General features: G+C 73.7%; 14 protein-coding genes. 5 read left to right on the forward strand and 9 right to left on the reverse strand.

The features are described from left to right. Window positions 1-102: 102 nt before the first annotated feature. The 3 genes from ACWGN5_RS05600 to ACWGN5_RS05610 all read left to right on the forward strand — a co-directional run bounded on the left by ACWGN5_RS05600 (window position 103) and on the right by ACWGN5_RS05610 (window position 4,341). Window positions 103-837, forward strand: a complete 735-nt coding sequence (locus ACWGN5_RS05600; protein WP_369145255.1) for an ABC transporter ATP-binding protein — start codon at window positions 103-105, stop codon at window positions 835-837. Beyond that, window positions 834-3,698, forward strand: a complete 2,865-nt coding sequence (locus ACWGN5_RS05605) for an FtsX-like permease family protein (protein ID WP_453511537.1) — start codon at window positions 834-836, stop codon at window positions 3,696-3,698. Before ACWGN5_RS05600 ends, ACWGN5_RS05605 begins: the two co-directional genes overlap by 4 nt. A gap of 97 nt (window positions 3,699-3,795) precedes the next feature. Further along, window positions 3,796-4,341, forward strand: coding sequence for a bacterial proteasome activator family protein (locus ACWGN5_RS05610; protein ID WP_123453478.1), 546 nt, complete (start codon window positions 3,796-3,798; stop codon window positions 4,339-4,341). Window positions 4,342-4,400: 59 nt separating this feature from the next. Here ACWGN5_RS05610 and ACWGN5_RS05615 read toward each other — a convergent pair whose 3' ends face one another. The 7 genes from ACWGN5_RS05615 to pdhA all read right to left on the reverse strand — a co-directional run bounded on the left by ACWGN5_RS05615 (window position 4,401) and on the right by pdhA (window position 12,412). Beyond that, entirely contained in the window at window positions 4,401-5,387 is a 987-nt protein-coding gene (locus ACWGN5_RS05615) for an NAD(P)H-quinone oxidoreductase (protein ID WP_453511539.1), read from the reverse strand. Window positions 5,388-5,435: 48 nt separating this feature from the next. Next, window positions 5,436-6,530: a potassium channel family protein gene (locus ACWGN5_RS05620; protein WP_453511540.1), complete on the reverse strand. Its 1,095-nt coding sequence runs from the start codon at window positions 6,528-6,530 to the stop codon at window positions 5,436-5,438. Further along, the gene (locus ACWGN5_RS05625) at window positions 6,518-7,816 is read right to left on the reverse strand and encodes a molybdopterin molybdotransferase MoeA (RefSeq protein ID WP_453511542.1); all 1,299 of its coding nucleotides are present in this window, start codon (window positions 7,814-7,816) and stop codon (window positions 6,518-6,520) included. The genes ACWGN5_RS05620 and ACWGN5_RS05625 overlap by 13 nt, the downstream gene beginning before the upstream one ends. Before the next feature lie 11 nt (window positions 7,817-7,827). Beyond that, complete coding sequence (locus ACWGN5_RS05630) at window positions 7,828-8,715, reverse strand: NTP transferase domain-containing protein (RefSeq protein ID WP_453511544.1); 888 nt, start codon at window positions 8,713-8,715, stop codon at window positions 7,828-7,830. Between the two features lie 93 nt (window positions 8,716-8,808). Beyond that, entirely contained in the window at window positions 8,809-10,206 is a 1,398-nt protein-coding gene (locus ACWGN5_RS05635; protein WP_453511546.1) for a dihydrolipoamide acetyltransferase family protein, read from the reverse strand. Further along, window positions 10,206-11,252 (reverse strand): alpha-ketoacid dehydrogenase subunit beta, encoded by a 1,047-nt coding sequence (locus tag ACWGN5_RS05640; protein WP_453511547.1) that lies wholly within the window; start codon window positions 11,250-11,252, stop codon window positions 10,206-10,208. Before ACWGN5_RS05640 ends, ACWGN5_RS05635 begins: the two co-directional genes overlap by 1 nt. Then, window positions 11,252-12,412: a pyruvate dehydrogenase (acetyl-transferring) E1 component subunit alpha gene (gene pdhA / locus ACWGN5_RS05645; protein ID WP_453511671.1), complete on the reverse strand. Its 1,161-nt coding sequence runs from the start codon at window positions 12,410-12,412 to the stop codon at window positions 11,252-11,254. Before pdhA ends, ACWGN5_RS05640 begins: the two co-directional genes overlap by 1 nt. A gap of 177 nt (window positions 12,413-12,589) precedes the next feature. On the opposite strand from pdhA, the gene ACWGN5_RS05650 reads away from it, so the two are divergent. Then, window positions 12,590-13,129, forward strand: coding sequence for an Lrp/AsnC family transcriptional regulator (locus ACWGN5_RS05650; protein WP_453511549.1), 540 nt, complete (start codon window positions 12,590-12,592; stop codon window positions 13,127-13,129). Between the two features lie 115 nt (window positions 13,130-13,244). Here the strand turns inward: ACWGN5_RS05650 and ACWGN5_RS05655 are convergent, their stop codons facing one another. Together ACWGN5_RS05655 and ACWGN5_RS05660 are read right to left on the reverse strand one after the other, a co-directional pair. Further along, window positions 13,245-13,838, reverse strand: coding sequence for a TetR/AcrR family transcriptional regulator (locus tag ACWGN5_RS05655; RefSeq protein ID WP_369145263.1), 594 nt, complete (start codon window positions 13,836-13,838; stop codon window positions 13,245-13,247). Beyond that, on the reverse strand, window positions 13,835-15,421 hold the full coding sequence (locus tag ACWGN5_RS05660; RefSeq protein WP_453511551.1) for a 3-hydroxyacyl-CoA dehydrogenase: 1,587 nt from the start codon (window positions 15,419-15,421) through the stop codon (window positions 13,835-13,837). Before ACWGN5_RS05660 ends, ACWGN5_RS05655 begins: the two co-directional genes overlap by 4 nt. Before the next feature lie 136 nt (window positions 15,422-15,557). Here ACWGN5_RS05660 and paaN point away from each other — a divergent pair, with 136 nt between their 5' ends. After that, window positions 15,558-17,255, forward strand: coding sequence for a phenylacetic acid degradation protein PaaN (gene paaN, locus ACWGN5_RS05665; protein ID WP_453511553.1), 1,698 nt, complete (start codon window positions 15,558-15,560; stop codon window positions 17,253-17,255). Window positions 17,256-17,386 lie beyond the last annotated feature (131 nt).

Genomic DNA, 17,386 nt, shown 5'->3' on the forward strand with positions numbered 1-17,386 from the left:
GCACGCCCGCGCCCCGCGCGTACCGCCGTCGCACCACCTTCCACCGCACGCTCCCGTACCCGGCCCGACCGCCGCGTACGGCCAGAACGGGGGGACCCCTCCATGACCGCACAGCAGCCCGTGCTGCAACTCCAGAACCTGACCCGCGTCCACGGCGCGGGCGCCACCGAGGTGCATGCCCTGCGCGGCATCGACCTCGCCGTGTACCCCGGCGAACTCGTCGCCGTCATGGGCCCGTCGGGCTCCGGCAAGTCCACGCTCCTGACCATCGCGGGCGGCCTGGACACCCCCAGCTCGGGCCGGGTGATCGTCGAGGACACCGACATCACCACCGCGAGCGTCAAGGAGCTCGCGGCCCTGCGCCGCCGCAGCATCGGCTACGTCTTCCAGGACTACAACCTCATCCCGGCCCTGACCGCCGCCGAGAACGTCGCCCTGCCCCGCGAACTGGACGGGACCTCCGCCCGCAAGGCCCGCGTCGAGGCGCTCGCCGCCTTGGAGGAGATGGGCCTCGGGCACCTCGCCGACCGCTTCCCCGACGAGATGTCCGGCGGCCAGCAGCAGCGCGTGGCCATCGCCCGCGCCCTCGTCGGCGACCGCCGGCTCGTCCTCGCCGACGAGCCGACCGGCGCCCTCGACTCCGAGACCGGCGAGTCCGTGCTCGCCCTGCTCCGCTCCCGCTGCGACGCGGGCGCCGCCGGTGTCCTCGTCACCCACGAGCCGCGGTTCGCCGCCTGGGCCGACCGGGTGGTGTTCCTGCGGGACGGTGCCATCGTCGACCAGACGGTGCGCAGCGAGGCCGATTCCCTTCTGTCGGGCCAGGTGGCCGAAGCGTGAAGACCTGGTTCCACTCCTGGCGGGCCGCGATCCGCATAGCCCGCCGTGACGCCTGGCGTTCCAAGGGCCGCAGCGCCCTCGTCCTCGCGATGATCGCGCTGCCGATCCTGGGCGTCAGCGCCCTCGACCTGACCTACCGCAGTTCCGAACTCTCCCCCGCCGAGCGGGTGGAGCGGACGATCGGCGCGGCCGACGCGCGCCTCAGGGACGCCCAGGTCAACGGTGTCCCGATCTTCCAGGACCCGACCGGCGAGATGCACACGACGGTCAAGGACTACGAGAACGAGCCGTGGCCGAGCGGCCCCACCGATGTCACGAAGGTGGTCCCCGCGGGCTCCACCGTCCTCACGGACGGCACCGGTTCGGCGAAGCTGACGACGGCCCACGGTCTGCTCATGACCGAGGTGCGTGAGCTGAAGGCCTCCGATCCGATCGCCCGCGGCATCCTGACCCTCCTGGACGGGCGCTTCCCGGAGAAGGGCGACGAGGTCATCGCGACCTCGCACTTCCTGGAGACCAGCGGGCTGTCGGTCGGCTCGACCCTTTCCGCCCGCAACTTCGATCGCCCGTACCGGATCGTCGGCTCCTACGAACTTCCCGACACGCTCAACGCCGACCAGGTCAACGCGCTGCCGGGGGCCTTCCTCGCCCCGTACGCGAAGGCGGTCGAGAAGGCCGGTCTGCCCGCGCCCGACGTCTCCGTCTCGTACCTGGTGCGCACGCCCGGTGGTTTCACGTGGAACACCGTCAAGGAGATCAACACCAAGGGCGTCGCCGTCGTCTCCCGCGCCGTGCTCCTCGACCCGCCCGCCGCGTCCGAGGTGCCGCTCAACCAGAAGGAGGGCTGGGGCGGTTACGAGTCCAGCCCGGGGGCCGACGCCGCCGAGCTCGCCTCCCTCGCCACCGTCGTCGGCCTGGCGATGCTGGAGATCTGCCTGCTCGCCGGACCCGCCTTCGCGGTCGGTGCCCGCCGCTCGCGCCGCCAGCTCGGCCTGGTCGGGGCCAACGGCGGTGCCCGCAGCCACATCCGGGCCATCGTGCTGAGCGGCGGCCTGGTCATCGGCATCGCCGCCGCCGTCACCGGCACCGTCCTCGCCCTGCTCCTGACGCTGCTGCTGCAGCCGGTCCTGGAAGACACCATGGGCCAGCGGTTCGGGGCCTTCGACATCCGGCCCCTCGAACTCCTCGGCATCGCGCTGCTCGCGGTCCTCACCGGTCTGCTCGCCGCCGTCGTCCCGGCCGTCACCGCCTCCCGGCAGACCGTCCTCGCCTCGCTCACCGGCCGGCGCGGAATCCGCCGCAGCAGCCGGGTGCTGCCCCTGATCGGCCTGGCGGCCCTCCTCCTCGGCGGCGCGGTCGCCCTCTTCGGCTCGATGGTCTCCCAGCAGGTCACCCTCGTGGCCGCCGGTTCCGCCCTCGCCGAGCTCGGTGTCGTCGCCATGACCCCGGCCCTGGTGGGCCTCTTCGGGCGGACCGGCCGCTGGCTACCGCTCTCCCCGCGCCTCGCGCTGCGGGACGCCGTCCGCAACCGGGGCCGTACGGCGCCCGCGGTCGCCGCCGTCCTCGCCGCCGTCGCGGGCACGGTCGCCGTCTCCACGTACATGGCCAGCCGCGAGGCCCAGAACCGGGCCGACTACGAGGCCACCCTGCCGTACGGCGTCGCCTCCGCCTTCGTCCAGGAGGAGGGCGGCCGGGACGTCCCCGCGGTCCGCGATGCCATCCAGCGCAACTTCCCGGTCGACGTCCGCGCCGACGTCGAGCGCGTCTCGGTCGGCAGGCCCGGCTGCCCGCCCTGGGGCGAGGGCGCCGGCTGCGGCCGCTACGAGGTCGTCGTCCCCCCGGCGAACGAGTGCCCGATGTACGCGACGCTCCCCGGCGGCGGCGACGCCTCGGAGAAGTACACACCCGCCCAGCGACGGAAGATGCTCACCGAGGACTGGCGGTGCAAGGACTCCGCGAGCAGCGGGATGTACGTCTCCGACGGCGGCCTGCTCGTCGGTGACGCCAAGCTGCTCCAGATCCTCGGCGTCGACGACCCGGCGACCGTGAAGGCCCTCGCCGACGGCAAGGTCGTCGTCTTCAACCGCACCCTGGCCGAGAAGAACGACACGATCGGGATCAAGCAGATCACCGACCTCGCCGCCGCCGACAAGGCCTCCGAGCAGGGCCGCCCCGCACCCGGCAAGGTCAGCACCGTGCCCGCGTACCTGGTGCCCGGAGACAAGAAGTCCTACGGCGTCCAGGCCCTCATGACCCCGGCCACCGCCAAGGCCGCCGGCCTGTCCACGGCACCGCTGGGCGTGTACGTCAGCACCGACCGGCTCCCGGACAGCGAGCAGCGCCAGAAGCTCGACGGCGACCTCGCCAAGCTCGGCGGCAACGTCGAACTTCACCTGGAGGAGGGCTTCGTCAACGACAACGGCATCATCCTGCTCTCCCTGGCGATCTTCGCGGGCCTGGTCACCATCGGCGCCGCCGGCATCGCCACCGGACTCGCCCAGGCCGATGCCGAGGCGGATCTGAAGACGCTCGCCGCCGTGGGCGCCCCGCCCCGGGTCCGCCGCACGCTCAGCGGATTCCAGTGCGGAGTCGTCGCCGCGATGGGCGTGCTCCTCGGCTCGGCCGCCGGACTGCTGCCCGCAGTGGGGCTCCGGCTCACCGAGGAGCGGGACCAGATCCGCTTCTACGAGCAGAACCTCGCCGAGGGCTGGAGCGGCGACCTCACCCCGCCGCACGTGCCGATCGTCATCCCCTGGGAGACCCTGGCCGGTCTGCTCGTCGCCGTCCCGCTCGGTGCGGCCCTGCTCGCGGCCCTGGTGACCCGCTCGCGCGGTGCGCTGGCCCGGCGCGCGGCGACCTGACGGTCTTCGTTCCCGTCCTGTGCCCCTGTACGAGGGTGGATCACCCCCGTACAGGGGCACACCCTGTGGTGACGCGTGTGTACGAGAGAATGGCGGCATGGAGATGCCGAGGAATGACAGGTCGCAGGAGAGCCCCCAGGTCCTCATCGTGGGACAGGACGGGATGGCGCTCGGCGGCACTCAGGGCGACGACGAACCCCGCGAGGTCCCGGTGACGGAAATGGTCGAGCAGCCTGCGAAGGTCATGCGGATCGGCAGCATGATCAAGCAGCTCCTGGAGGAAGTACGGGCGGCCCCTCTGGACGAGGCGAGCCGGGTCAGGCTCAAGGACATCCACGCCAGCTCCGTGAAGGAGCTGGAGGACGGGCTCGCTCCCGAGCTCGTCGAGGAACTGGAGCGGCTCTCCCTGCCGTTCACGGACGAGGCGATCCCCTCCGAGGCGGAGCTGCGCATCGCGCAGGCGCAGCTGGTGGGCTGGCTCGAGGGCCTGTTCCACGGCATCCAGACGGCGCTGTTCGCCCAGCAGATGGCGGCCCGCGCCCAGCTGGAGCAGATGCGCCGCGCCCTGCCTCCGGGTGCGTCCCACGACGATGACGACGACCACGGCCACGGGCACGCGGTGCGCTCGGGACCGTACCTGTAGTCATGCTCACGCGAAGGGCCCGGCACCTCGTGTGCCGGGCCCTTCGCGTGCTCACGGGTTCAGCCCCGCGGCACCAGCAGCAGGACCTTGCCGACGTGACCGCTCTCCTCGAGGGCCCGGTGCCCCTCGGCCGCCGCCGGCATCGGCACCGTGCGGTCGACGACCGCACGGACCGTGCCCGCGCCGATCAGCGGCCAGACGTGCTCCCGTACGGCGGCGACGATCGCCGCCTTCTCCTGCGCCGGACGGGACCGCAGGGTGGTCGCCAGGACGGCGGCGCGCTTCCTGAGCAGCGCCCCGAGGTTCAGCTCGCCCTTCACCCCGCCCTGGAGGCCGATGACGACCAGGCGGCCGTTCACGGCCAGCGCCTTCACGTTCCGCTCCAGGTACTTGGCGCCCACGATGTCCAGGATGACGTCCGCGCCCGCCCCGTCCGTCGCCTTCGCCAGCTCCTCGACGAAGTCCTGCTCGCGGTAGTCGATGAGGATGTCCGCGCCCAGCTCGGCGCAGCGCGCCAGCTTCTCGGGGCCGCCGGCCGTGACCGCGACCCGCGCGCCGACCGCCTTCGCCAGCTGGATCGCCATCGTGCCGATGCCGCTCGCACCGCCGTGCACGAGCAGCGTCTCACCGGGCCGCAGGTGCGCCAGCATGAAGAGGTTGGACCAGACGGTGCACGCGACCTCGGGGAGCGCGGCGGCCGTGGCCAGGTCGACGCCCTCCGGGACGGGCAGCAGCTGACCGGCCGGGACCACGACCTTCTCGGCGTAGCCGCCGCCGACGAGCAGCGCGCACACCTCGTCGCCGACGGCCCAGCCGGACACCCCGGGGCCGAGCGCGGCGACCCGGCCCGCGCACTCCAGACCGGGGTACGGGGAGCTGCCCGGCGGCGGGTCGTAGAAGCCCTGGCGCTGGAGCAGATCGGCGCGGTTGACCGCGCTCGCCACGACCTCGACGAGCACCTCGCCCTCGCCGGGTACGGGATCGGGCACCTCGGCCCAGACGAGGGCCTCGGGACCACCGGGTTCCGGAATCGTGATCGCATACATGGCGGCGAGGCTACTCGTCCGGCGTTCCGCGAGCCCGGTCTCGCGGGCTCAGTCCCCGGGCGGCGTGGAGAGCGGGGTCACCGGCGCGGCGCGCACGATGGTGATGACCCGGTCGGTGAGCTGCAGGGGGCTGGCCGCGGGGTCGTCGTACCCGAGCAGCCGGTGGCCGCGGAGCACGCTCACCACCAGGTCACCGGTCTCGCGGACGTTCTTGCCGGCCTCGCTCTTGGTCACCGGCCGTTCCACGAGGTCGAGGCCCGAGCCCTGCTGGATGAGGTCCTCCATCACCGTGCCGGCGCTGGGGCTCAGCACGGAGAGGCCGAGCAGGCGCCCGGCGGCGCTGGCGCTGGTGATGACCGCGTCCGCGCCGGACTGGCGGAGGAGCGGCGCGTTCTCCTCCTCGCGGACCGCGGCGACGATCTTCGCGCCGCGGTTGAGCTGGCGGGCGGTCAGGGTGACCAGCACCGCCGTGTCGTCGCGCTGGGTGGCGATCACGATCTGCCGGGCCCGCTGCACCTCGGCCCGCAGCAGGACGTCGCTGCGGGTGGCGTCGCCGATGACACCGACGAAGCCGTCTCCGTTCGCCGTCTCGATCACCTTGGTGGAGGGGTCGACGATGACGATCTGGTCCTTGCGGAGTCCGGTCGCGCAGAGCGTCTGGATCGCGGACCGGCCCTTCGTCCCGAAACCGACGATGACGGTGTGGTCGCGCAAGGTGGACCTCCAGCGGTTCAGCCGGAACTCCTCCCGGGTCCGCTCGGTGAGGACCTCGAGAGTGGTGCCGACCAGGATGATCAGGAACAGCACGCGCAGCGGCGTGACAAGGAGGATGTTCGCGAGCCTGGCCGTGTCGCTGTACGGGACGATGTCGCCGTATCCGGTGGTGGAGAGCGTCACGGTCGCGTAGTAGACGCAGTCGAGGAAGTCGAGCGTCTCGTCGGCATTGTCGTGGTAGCCGTCGCGGTCCACGTAGACGATGAGGACCGTCACGATCATCACGCCGAGCGCCATCAGGAGCCGCTTGCCGACCTGGCGCAGTGGCCGCTCGACGACCCTGCGGGGCAGGCGGACCTGCGGGCCCGAGATCCGCTCCTCCGCCTGCCGGGCCATCGCGTCACGGCTGGGAAGTTTCACGTGAAACATGCTCCTCGGGCCGGTTCGACGCCCGATGCCGGCCGCCAGGGAAGGCCGAGGACATCGAGCTCCTGGCCGGACCGGGCGCCGCCGGGCGGGACGACGGCCATGCCGTCCGCGACGGCGATGCCCCGGAGCATGGCGGGCCCGTTGTAGCGCAGCGGAACGAGCTGCTCGCCCCGCCGGACGACCGGGACGAGCCGGGTGTCGTGCGGATGCCCGTGCACCTCGTCCGCGACGGGGGCGCGGCCCTCGCCGGGAGAGGTGCCGCCCAGGGCCGCGAGGAGCGGCTGAGCGAGGGTGAGGAGCCCGGAGACGGCGGCGAGCGGGTTGCCCGGCAGGCCGACGAGGTGGCGGTGGCCGCCGAGGGCCGCCAGGAGCATGGGGTGGCCGGGGCGGACCTTCACCCCGTCGACGAGGAGGGTGGCGCCCGCCTTGTCGAGCACCCGGTGGAGGTGGTCGACGGGCCCGGCGGCGGTGCCTCCGGTGGTGACGACCAGATCGGCGGCGGAGCCGGTGACGGCCGCGTACAGCTCCTCGGCGTCGTCGCCGATCCGCCGGGTGGCGAGCACCTCGACGCCGAGCGCCTCCAGCCAGGGGCCGAGCATCGGGCCGAGGGCGTCACGGATGAGCCCCTCGTGGGGGAGTCCGGCCGTGAGCAGCTCGTCGCCGAGGACGAGGACCTCCACCCGGGGGCGCGGCGGTACGGGGAGCTCGTCGTAGCCGGCGGCCGCGGCCAGGCCCAGGACGACGGGGGTCACGGTGGTGCCCGCGGGGAGCAGTTCGTCGCCGGAGCGGCACTCCTGGCCCCGGGGCCGGATGTCCTGCCGCGGGGCCACGGCGCGCAGGGCGTGCAGCACGAGACCCGCGGCCTCGGTCCCCTCCGTACGGGAGTGCTCGGTACGGATGACGGCGGTGGTGCCGGGCGGGACCGGGGCGCCGGTGGCGATCCGTACCGCCTCGCCCTCGGCCAGTGCGGCGGCGGGCGCGTGACCGGCGAGGAGGGACGTCTCCGCGCGGACGGTCCAGGGCCCCGGGCCCGCCACGGCCCAGCCGTCCATGGCGGAGGTGTCGAAGGAGGGCAGGTCGGTGAGGGCGAGGAGCGGCTCGGCCAGGATCCGGCCGAGTGCCTGCCCGAGCGGCAGGCGCCGCGGCTCCCTCGCGGCCCGCGCGGCGGTTCCGGCGCGGGCGGCGAGGGTCCGGGCCTCGGGCCAGGGGGTGGCGCGGTGCGGCGGCTCGGCCCGCGCGGCTGTGGTCGTTCCCGGGGCCACGGGGGCGGGCTCCTTCAGGGTCATCCGGCCTCGTCCTACTCGGTGGCTTTCTCGGCGGGCTGCTCGGCGGGCTGCTCGCCGTCCTGTTCGGCGGCCCAGCGCTGGGCGAGCGCGGCGGCCTTGCGGGCGGCCTCGGCGACGGCCTCGGGCCCGCCCTCGCTGCCCGCGCGGGCGGCGGCGTACCCGACGAGGAACGTGGTCAGGGGCGCGGCGGGGCGGGCCACGCCGTGGGCGGCGTCACGGGCGAGGTCGAGCAGCACGCCGGTGTCGACGTCCAGTTCGATGCCCAGTTCGGACTTGACTGCGGTGATCCATTCATCCAGCACGCTCCCATGCTCCCTGATGCGGGCCCGGGCCGTGGCGATGTCCTCCCAGGTGTCGCAGTCGAAGGAGGCCAGGGAGTCGGCGGCGACGCGGGTGAGACGGAGTGCGCCGGTGAGCCGGCGCAGGGGTCCGCCGTCGAGGGTGCCCCGCTCCTCGGCGACGAGGGCCAGTTCGCGAAGGAGGGGGGTGCGGCGGTACGCGGCGACGAGCGGCTGGTCCCGCCCCTCGGCATCGGTGAGGAGCACGGCCTCGGCCTCGGTGGCCGCGTCGAGCGCGTCGAGGAGGCGGCGGACGGTGGCGCCGTCGAGGAAGGGCAGGTCGGCGGAGAGGACGAGGAGGACGTCGGCGCCGGTCTCCCGTACTCCGGCGCCGAGGGCGGCCAGCGGGCCGCCGCCGGGCGGGTCCTCCCTGGTCCAGCGGACGGGGCGGGCGGTCGGACGGGGGTCGGCGACGACCACGGTCCGGCCGGCGTCGGGGCAGGCCGCGAGCACCCGGTCGAGGAGGGTCCGGCCCCCGATCCGTACCCCGGGCTTGTCGGAACCGCCGAGACGCCGGGAGGCGCCTCCGGCGAGCACGACGGCGTCGTATGCGGTGGTCACCCCAGCAGTATGGGCCGCGGGCGGCCACGCCCGACGGGCCCGTCTCCCTTACTGAGACGGGCCCGTCGAGCGGCCTGCGTCAGAGCATCCGAGTCAGACCGTGCGGAGCAGGACCGCCGGCTGTTCGACGCAGTCCGCCACGTACCGCAGGAAGCCGCCGGCCGTGCCGCCGTCGCAGACGCGGTGGTCGAAGGTGAGCGAGAGCTGCACCACCTGACGGACGGCCAGTTCGCCCTGGTGCACCCAGGGCTTGGGGATGATCCGGCCGACACCGAGCATGGCGGCCTCGGGGTGGTTGATGATCGGCGTGGAGCCGTCGACCCCGAACACCCCGTAGTTGTTGAGGGTGAACGTGCCGCCGGTCAGATCGGCCGGGGTGATCGCGCCCTGCCGGGCCGCCTCCGTCAGCCGGGCGAACTCCGCCGTCAGCGACTCGGCCGTGCGGGTCCCCGCGTCCTTGACCACGGGGACGACGAGCCCGCGCGGGGTCTGGGCGGCGAAGCCGAGGTGCACGGACGGCAGCCGGACGATCTCCCGGGCGGCGGTGTCCACCGTGGAGTTGAGCTCGGGGAACCGGGCCAGGGCGTGGACGCAGATCCGCGCGAGGAGCGCGAGGAGCGAGATCTTCGGCCCCCCGGCCGCGTTCATCGCCGTGCGGGCCGCCATCAGCTCGGTCGCGTCGGCGTCGACCCAGCAGGTCGCGTCGGGGATCTCCGTACGGCTGCGGGACAGCTTGTCCGCCACCACGCCGCGGACGCCGCGCAGCGGAATCCGCTCACCGGCCGGAGCCGCGAGGGCCGGGGCCGGCGCGGCGGGTGCGGGCGCCGGATCGGCGACCGGCCGCTCCAGGGCCGCGAGGGCCAGCTCCACGTCGGCCCGCAGGATCAGCCCCTCGGGCCCGGATCCGCGCACCTCCCGCAGGTCGAGGCCCCGGTCACGGGCCAGCTTCCGCACGAGCGGCGAGATGACCGGTACGGGCCCCTCGTGCCCGGCCGACGCCGGAGCCGCCGGAGCGACCGGGGCCGGAGCGGCGACAGGGGCCGGGGCGGCAGCGGGGGCCTGAGCGGCCACCGGAGCCGACGCGGCCGCCGGGTTCGTGTGCCGCACCCGGCGGCGCCGGGCCGCGGGCCCGGCCGTGCCGTAGCCGACGAGCACATTGCCCGAGTACTCCGAGGACACGGCCTCGGCGGCTGCCTTCGGCGCCGCTCCGGGAGCCGCCTCCGCGAGCTCCTCCGGCGCGCCCGTGCCGCCCACGGCGACCGTCAGGAGCGGCGCGCCGACGGGCAGTTCGGTGCCCTCCTCGCCGTACCGGGCGGTGACGACGCCGCCGTACGGGCAGGGCACCTCGACCATCGCCTTGGCCGTCTCGACCTCGACGACCGGCTGGTCGATCGCGACGACGTCGCCGACGGCGACGAGCCAGCGCACGATCTCGGCCTCGGTGAGCCCCTCACCGAGGTCGGGCAGCTTGAACTCCAGGACCTGTGCCATCAGCTGCCCGCCTCCCACTGCAGTCGCGCCACCGCGTCCAGGACCCGGTCCACACCGGGCAGGTGGTGCCGCTCCAGCATCGGCGGCGGGTACGGGATGTCGAAGCCCGCGACCCGCAGCACCGGCGCCTCCAGGTGGTGGAAGCAGCGCTCGGTCACGCGCGCGGCGATCTCCGCGCCGGGGCCGCCGAAGCCGGTCGACTCGTGGACGACGACCGCGCGGCCGGTGCGCCGCACCGAGGCGCAGACGGTCTCGTCGTCGAAGGGCACGAGCGAGCGCAGGTCGACGACCTCCAGGTCCCAGCCCTCGGCCTGCGCGGCCTCCGCCGCCTCCAGACAGACCGGCACCGAGGGACCGTAGGTGATCAGGGTGGCGCCGGTGCCCCGGCGGCGCACGACGGCCTTGCCGATCGGCTCGACGGCCGCGGGCGCCTCGGGGGACCAGTCGGACTTGGACCAGTAGAGCCGCTTGGGCTCCAGGAAGACCACGGGGTCGTCGGAGGCGATGGCCGCCCGCAGCAGCCCGTACGCGTCCTCGACGGTCGCCGGGGTGACGACGTGCAGCCCCGGGGTGGCCATGTAGTAGGCCTCGGAGGAGTCGCTGTGGTGCTCGACGCCGCCGATCCCGCCGCCGTACGGCACGCGGATGACGATCGGCATCGGCATCGCGCCGCGCGTCCGGTTCCGCATCTTCGCCACGTGCGAGAGCAGCTGCTCGAACGCCGGGTACGCGAACGCGTCGAACTGCATCTCCACGACCGGCCGCAGCCCGTACATGGCCATGCCGACGGCCGCGCCGAGAATGCCCGCCTCGGCCAGCGGGGTGTCGGTGCAGCGGTCCTCGCCGAACTCCTTGGCGAGCCCGTCGGTGACCCGGAAGACGCCGCCGAGGGTGCCGACGTCCTCGCCCATCACGTGGACGGTCGGGTCCTCGGCCATCGCGTCGCGCATGGCGCGCTGGAGCGCCTGCGCCATCGTGGCCGGCTTCGGCTTCCCGGCGTTCCCGCCGGCCTTGGCCGCCGTGGTGCCGGTCGTCGCGGTCGTCATCACGCCTCACCCTCGGCTTCGAGCTCGGCGCGCAGCTGCGCCGCCTGTTCGCGCAGCTGTGTCGTCTGCTCCGCGTAGACGTGGGAGAAGAGTTCCATCGGGTCGAGCACCGGGTCGGCGTTCATCCGTTCGCGCAGCTCCGCCGCCATCGTCTCGGCGGCCTCCGCCGCCGCGCGCCTGCCGTCCTCGTCGAGCAGGCCACGCTCCGTCAGTTCCCGTTCGAGCAGCAGGATCGGGTCGTGCGCCCGCCAGGCCTCGACCTCGCCGTCCGCCCGGTAGCGGGTGGCGTCGTCGGCGTTGGTGTGGGCGTCGATCCGGTAGGTGACGGCCTCGACGAGGGTGGGTCCGCCGCCGCGCCGCGCGCGGGCCACGGCCTCGGTGAGCACCTGGTGGACGGCGACCGCGTCGTTGCCGTCGACGAGCCGGCCAGGCATCCCGTATCCGACGGCCTTGTGGGCCAGGGAGGGGGCCGCGGTCTGCTTGGCGAGCGGCACGGAGATCGCGAAGCCGTTGTTCTGGACGAAGAAGACCACGGGGGCCTGCCAGACGGCGGCGAAGTTCAGCGCCTCGTGGAAGTCGCCCTCGCTGGTGCCGCCGTCGCCGACCATGGCGAGCGCGACGACGTCGTCGCCCTTGAGGCGGGCGGCGTGGGCGAGGCCCACGGCGTGCGGCAGCTGGGTGGCGAGCGGCGTGCAGAGCGGCGCGATGCGGTGCTCGTGCGGGTCGTACCCGGTGTGCCAGTCGCCGCGCAGCAGGGTCAGGGCCTGGACGGGGTCGAGGCCCCGGGCGACGGCGGCGAGGGTGTCGCGGTACGAGGGGAAGAGCCAGTCGAGCTCCTCCAGGGCGAGGGCGGCGGCGATCTCGCACGCCTCCTGGCCGGTGGTGGACGGGTACACGGCGAGCCGGCCCTGCTTGGTGAGGGCGGTGGCCTGCGCGTTGTACCGGCGGCCGCGGATCAGCTCCGCGTAGAGCCGGAGCAGCAGCGCGGGGTCGGCGTCGGCGACGGCGTCCGTGCCGAGCACGCGCAGCGGCTCGGCCTCGGGCAGCAGCGGCGCGGGGTCCGTGCGCGGCTGCCAGGCGGGCGACGGGGTGTGCCGGTGGGCGGTGACGGCACCGGGCGGCTCTTGGACTGTCGAACTGCGCTGTTGCAACGAGTCCACCTCCTCGTGGGAGCGGGCATAAGACCCGAAGGCGGGTGGCGCGAGTGTGGCGCGCCTCACCTACCGATTGTTCGGTCGTGGAGGCATTTTGGCTACAGGCACCTCCAGCCTGTGGACAAACGGTTCTCCACAGCCTGGGATAAGGGCAGGTCGTCCACCGGAGAGAGGCGGGGGCACATGGCGGATGAACAAATGGCCGAGGACTGGGAGCCGGTCGTCGCACCGGCGTCGGCACCGGTGGTCCCAGGCGCCCCGGCACGCCCGCTGGACGCCATCGACCGCGACATCCTGCGCATCCTCCAGACGGACGGCCGCGCCTCGGTCCGCTCCGTGGCCGAGCGGGTGCACGTCTCCCGCGCCAACGCGTACGCACGGATCAACCGGCTCATCGACGACGGGGTGATCCGCGGTTTCAGCGCGCGCGTGAACCACGAGCGGGCGGGCCACGGCGCCTCCGCCTACATCACGCTCAAGATCGTCCAGAACTCCTGGCGGACCGTGCGCGAACAGCTCCAGGCCCTGCCGGGAGCCGCGCACATCGCCCTGGTCAGCGGCGATTTCGACGTCCTGCTGCTCGTCCACACGCCGGACAACCGGACCCTGCGCGAGCTGGTGCTCACCAAGCTCCAGTCGATCCCCGAGGTGCTCTCCACCCGGACCCTGCTGGTCTTCGAGGAGACGGACCTGGACCCGGAACACCCCGCCCCGCCCCGCTGACCCCCGCACAGCCCGTACGAGGGTCCAGCGGGGCCGTACGACGAGCCTGAGGGCCGCACGACGAGCCTGAGGGCCGTACGAGTGGCAGCGGCAGCGATCGGGCCCGTACGAGGGCTCAGCGCGCCGTCCGCAGCCCGTCGAAGGCCAGGTGGACGACGGTCTCGGCCAGCTGCTCCCGCTCCGCCGTCGCGTCCGGGTGCGGCCGGTACCACTCCACCAGCGAGTTGATCATGCCGAAGAGGAGCCGGGTCGCGAGCCGGATGTCCACGTCCGCCCGCAGGTCGCCCTCGGCGGCGGCCGCCTTCAGCAGATCGGCCACCTTGTGGTCGAACTCGCGGCGCCGCTCCATCGCCCACCGCTCGGTGGCCGTGTTGCCCCGCACCCGCAGCAGCAGCGTCACGTACGGCAGCTCCGCTATCAGCACCTCGACGGTGCGCCGCGTGACGTACTCGACCCGGTCGACGGCCCGGCCGCGCCCGGCCCCCGGCTCGTCGAGGATCGCGAAGAGCCCGTCGAGCGCCCGGCTGACCGCGCGCCGCAGCAGCTCCTCCTTGCCGGAGACGTGGTGGTAGATCGAGGACTTCGAGATGCCGGCCGCCTTGGACAGGTGCTCCATCGACGTGCCGTCGTAACCGCGCTCGTTGAAGACCCGCACCGCGACCGAGAGCAGCGTCTCGGGGGTGTACGTGTCGCGCTTCGCCGTGGTCATCGGGAGTCCTCCGCGTCCTCGGCGGCCGCCCGGCGCACGAGGGCGAGCCCCGGCGCGTACCGGCCGGTCGCGTACCGCTTGTGCAGCTCCCGGAGCAGTCCGCAGGTGCGCCGGTGGCCGATCTTCCCGGTCCACTCCAGCGGTCCGGCCGGGTAGTTGACCCCCAGCCGCATCGCCGTGTCGATGTCCTCGGCGGTCGCGACGCCCCGGTCGACCGCGTCGGCCGCGACGTCGGCCAGCATCGCGACCGTACGGGCCACGATCATGCCCGGCACGTCCCCGATCACGGAGACCTTCTTGCCGAGCGCCTGGAAGAGGCCCACCGCCTCGGCGAGGACGCCGGGGTCGATGTCCTCGCGGGCCGACAGCACGATCCGGCTCGCGGCCGCGTAGTCGTACGCGAGGTCGAAGTAGATGATCGCCTCCTCGTCGTACTCGAAGGAGGTCTCGCCGTCCGCGAGGCTGAGCTCGGCGCCGCCCGGCAGCTCGATGTGCGCGCCGCCCTCCTTGGACAGGACGGTGATCCCGGCCGCCTCGAAGAGCCCCACCAGCGGATCCGCCGGCCCGAGGTCACCGCAGACGGTGATCCACTCGGGCGCCTTCGCGGGCGCCGCCGTGTGCGGCTCGGGCCGCTCGGCGCCCTCCGCGTACGAGAACCAGCCGTGCCCCGACTTGCGGCCGAGGCGTCCCGACTCGACGAGCCGGCGCTGCGCGAGCGAGGGCGTGAACTTCGGGTCCTGGTAGAAGGACTCCCACACCGACCGGGTGACGGCCTCGTTCACGTCCTGGCCGATGAGGTCGGTCAGCTCGAAGGGACCCATCCGGAAGCCGCCGCACTCGCGCAGCGCCGCGTCGATGGTGGCGGGGTCGGCCCCGCCCTCCTCGTAGACCCGCAGCGCCTCGGCGTAGAAGGGGCGGGCGACCCGGTTCACGATGAAGCCGGGGGTGTCCGCGCAGCGCACCGGCGTCTTGCCCCAGCCCTTGACCGTCTCGTACGCGCGCGTGGCGACGTCCGCGTCGGTGGCGAAGCCGCTGACGACCTCGACGAGGGGGAGCAGCGGCGCCGGGTTGAAGAAGTGCAGGCCGACGAAGCGGCCGGGCAGCCGCAGGCCTCCCGCGATGGCGGTGACGGAGAGGGAGGAGGTGTTCGTGGCGAGGACGGTGTCGTCGCCGACGATCTTCTCCAGGTCGGTGAAGAGCCGCTGCTTGACCGCGAGGTCCTCGACGATCGCCTCGATCACGAGCGCGGCGTCCGCGAGCTCCGCGGGGTCATCGGCCGCGTGCAGCCGGCCGACGGCGGCCTCCCGGGCGGCGGCGTCGAGGCGGCCCTTCTCCACGAGCCTGTCCAGGCGGGCGGTGAGGGCGGCGACGGCCTCGGCGGCCCGGCCGGGGGCGTTGTCGTAGAGGCGCACGGGGTGGCCGGCGACCAGGGCGACCTGGGCGATGCCCTGGCCCATGGTCCCGGTGCCGACGACGGCGACGGTGCGGTCCCGTCCGATGCCGACGACGGCGTCCTGCACCTCGGCGGCGGTTTCACGGGTGGTCACGTCGTCGCTCCCCCTGACGGTCACGTCGGTGCTCATGTCGGCACTCATAGGAGTGATCCTCCCCGATGGGTTTTCCACAGGATCGGCGGACCCCCTTGTCCCGACCGATCGTTCGGTTACTCTAACTCCGTACGCGTCTCCCTGCCCAGCTCGACGAGGAGTTGGTCCATCGATGGCCACCGCTCAGCTGACCACCGACCGTCTGGCCGAGAAGCACCGGTCCACACTCGACCAGGCGCTCGCCACCATCCGCACCCGCGCCTACTGGTCGCCGTACCCCGAGCACCCGAAGGCGTACGGCGCGGACGGCTCGCTCGACGCGGCCGCGGGCCTCGCCGCCCACGAGTCCGCGCTGAACACCCGCTTCGACCTCGACCAGCCGGGCACGGACGGCTGGACCGGCGGCGAGACCTCGCCGTACGGCCCCTCGCTCGGCATCGAGTACCCGCACGCCGACCTCGACGTGCTGCTCCCGGCGATGCGCGCCGGCATGGGCGCCTGGCGGGACGCCGGCGCCGAGACCCGCGCCCTGGTCTGCCTGGAGATCCTCGCCCGGATCTCCGCCCGCACCCACGAGTTCGCGCACGCCGTCATGCACACCAGCGGCCAGGCGTTCATGATGGCGTTCCAGGCCGGCGGCCCGCACGCCCAGGACCGCGGCCTGGAGGCCGTGGCGTACGCGTACGAGGAGCAGACCCGCACGCCCGCCGGCCGGGCCGACTGGTCCAAGCCGCAGGGCAAGCGCGACCCCCTGGAGCTGAGCAAGGAGTTCACCCCGGTCGGCCGCGGCATCGCCCTGGTCATCGGCTGCAACACCTTCCCCACCTGGAACGGCTACCCGGGCCTGTTCGCCTCCCTCGCCACCGGGAACCCGGTCGTGGTCAAGCCGCACCCGCGCGCGGTGCTGCCGCTCGCGCTGACGGTGAAGGTCGCCCGCGAGGTGCTCGCCGAGTCCGGCTTCGACCCGAACCTGGTCACGCTCGCCGTCGAGCGCCCCGGCGAGGGCATCGCCAAGACCCTGGCCGTCCGCCCCGAGATCCGGATCATCGACTACACCGGCTCCACCGCCTTCGGCGACTGGCTGGAGGCCAACGCCCGGCAGGCCCAGGTCTACACCGAGAAGGCCGGCGTCAACACGGTGGTGGTCGACTCCACCGACGACTACAAGGGGATGCTGGCCAACCTGGCCTTCTCGCTCTCCCTGTACAGCGGCCAGATGTGCACCACCCCGCAGAACCTGCTGATCCCCCGCGACGGCATCACCACCGACCAGGGCCCGAAGTCGTACGACGAGGTCGTCGCCGACCTCGCGGCGGCGGTCGGCGGCCTGCTCGGCGACGACGCCCGGGCGAACGGTCTGCTGGGCGCCCTGGTCAACCCGGACGTGAAGGCGCGCCTGGAGGCCGCCGCCGCGCTCGGCGAGGTCGCGCTGGCCTCCCGCGAGGTGGTCAACCCGGAGTACCCGGACGCCGTGGTCCGCACGCCCGTGATCGTGAAGCTGGACGGCTCCAAGCCGGACGCCCAGGCCGCGTACTTCTCGGAGTGCTTCGGCCCGGTCTCCTTCGCCGTCTCGGTGGACTCCACCGCCGACGCCCTGGAGCTGCTGCGCCGCACGGTCCGCGAGAAGGGCGCCATGACGGTCGGCGCCTACACGACCTCGGCGGACACCGAGCGCGCGGTGGAGGAGGTCTGCCTGGAGGAGTCGGCCCAGCTCTCGCTGAACCTGACGGGCGGGGTGTACGTGAACCAGACGGCCGCGTTCTCCGACTTCCACGGCTCCGGCGGCAACCCGGCGGCGAACGCCGCCCTGTGCGACGGCGCCTTCGTCTCCAACCGCTTCCGGGTGGTGGAGGTCCGCCGCCAGGCCTGACACACGGCCGGACGAGCGTTTCGTGGGGGGCCGCCGGGGGCGCCCCCACCCCATCCGGGGCTGGTTCACCGCGGTCCGGAGCGACCCCCCGTGGCGGGGGGTCGGGGGCGCCGCGGCCGCCGGGTTAGACA

The sequence above is a fragment of the Streptomyces sp. NPDC055815 genome (assembly GCF_053616475.1).

Excerpts from the sequence above, each read along its gene's own strand:
- ACWGN5_RS05655 (WP_369145263.1), bottom strand. The coding sequence starts at position 13,838 with ATGACCACGGCGAAGCGCGACACGTACACCCCCGAGACGCTGCTCTCG.
- ACWGN5_RS05620 (WP_453511540.1), bottom strand. The coding sequence starts at position 6,530 with ATGTTTCACGTGAAACTTCCCAGCCGTGACGCGATGGCCCGGCAGGCG.
- ACWGN5_RS05650 (WP_453511549.1), top strand. The coding sequence starts at position 12,590 with ATGGCGGATGAACAAATGGCCGAGGACTGGGAGCCGGTCGTCGCACCG.
- ACWGN5_RS05615 (WP_453511539.1), bottom strand. The coding sequence starts at position 5,387 with ATGTATGCGATCACGATTCCGGAACCCGGTGGTCCCGAGGCCCTCGTC.
- paaN (WP_453511553.1), top strand. The coding sequence starts at position 15,558 with ATGGCCACCGCTCAGCTGACCACCGACCGTCTGGCCGAGAAGCACCGG.
- ACWGN5_RS05610 (WP_123453478.1), top strand. The coding sequence starts at position 3,796 with ATGGAGATGCCGAGGAATGACAGGTCGCAGGAGAGCCCCCAGGTCCTC.
- ACWGN5_RS05635 (WP_453511546.1), bottom strand. The coding sequence starts at position 10,206 with ATGGCACAGGTCCTGGAGTTCAAGCTGCCCGACCTCGGTGAGGGGCTC.
- ACWGN5_RS05640 (WP_453511547.1), bottom strand. The coding sequence starts at position 11,252 with ATGACGACCGCGACGACCGGCACCACGGCGGCCAAGGCCGGCGGGAAC.
- ACWGN5_RS05600 (WP_369145255.1), top strand. The coding sequence starts at position 103 with ATGACCGCACAGCAGCCCGTGCTGCAACTCCAGAACCTGACCCGCGTC.
- ACWGN5_RS05660 (WP_453511551.1), bottom strand. The coding sequence starts at position 15,421 with ATGAGCACCGACGTGACCGTCAGGGGGAGCGACGACGTGACCACCCGT.
- ACWGN5_RS05625 (WP_453511542.1), bottom strand. The coding sequence starts at position 7,816 with ATGACCCTGAAGGAGCCCGCCCCCGTGGCCCCGGGAACGACCACAGCC.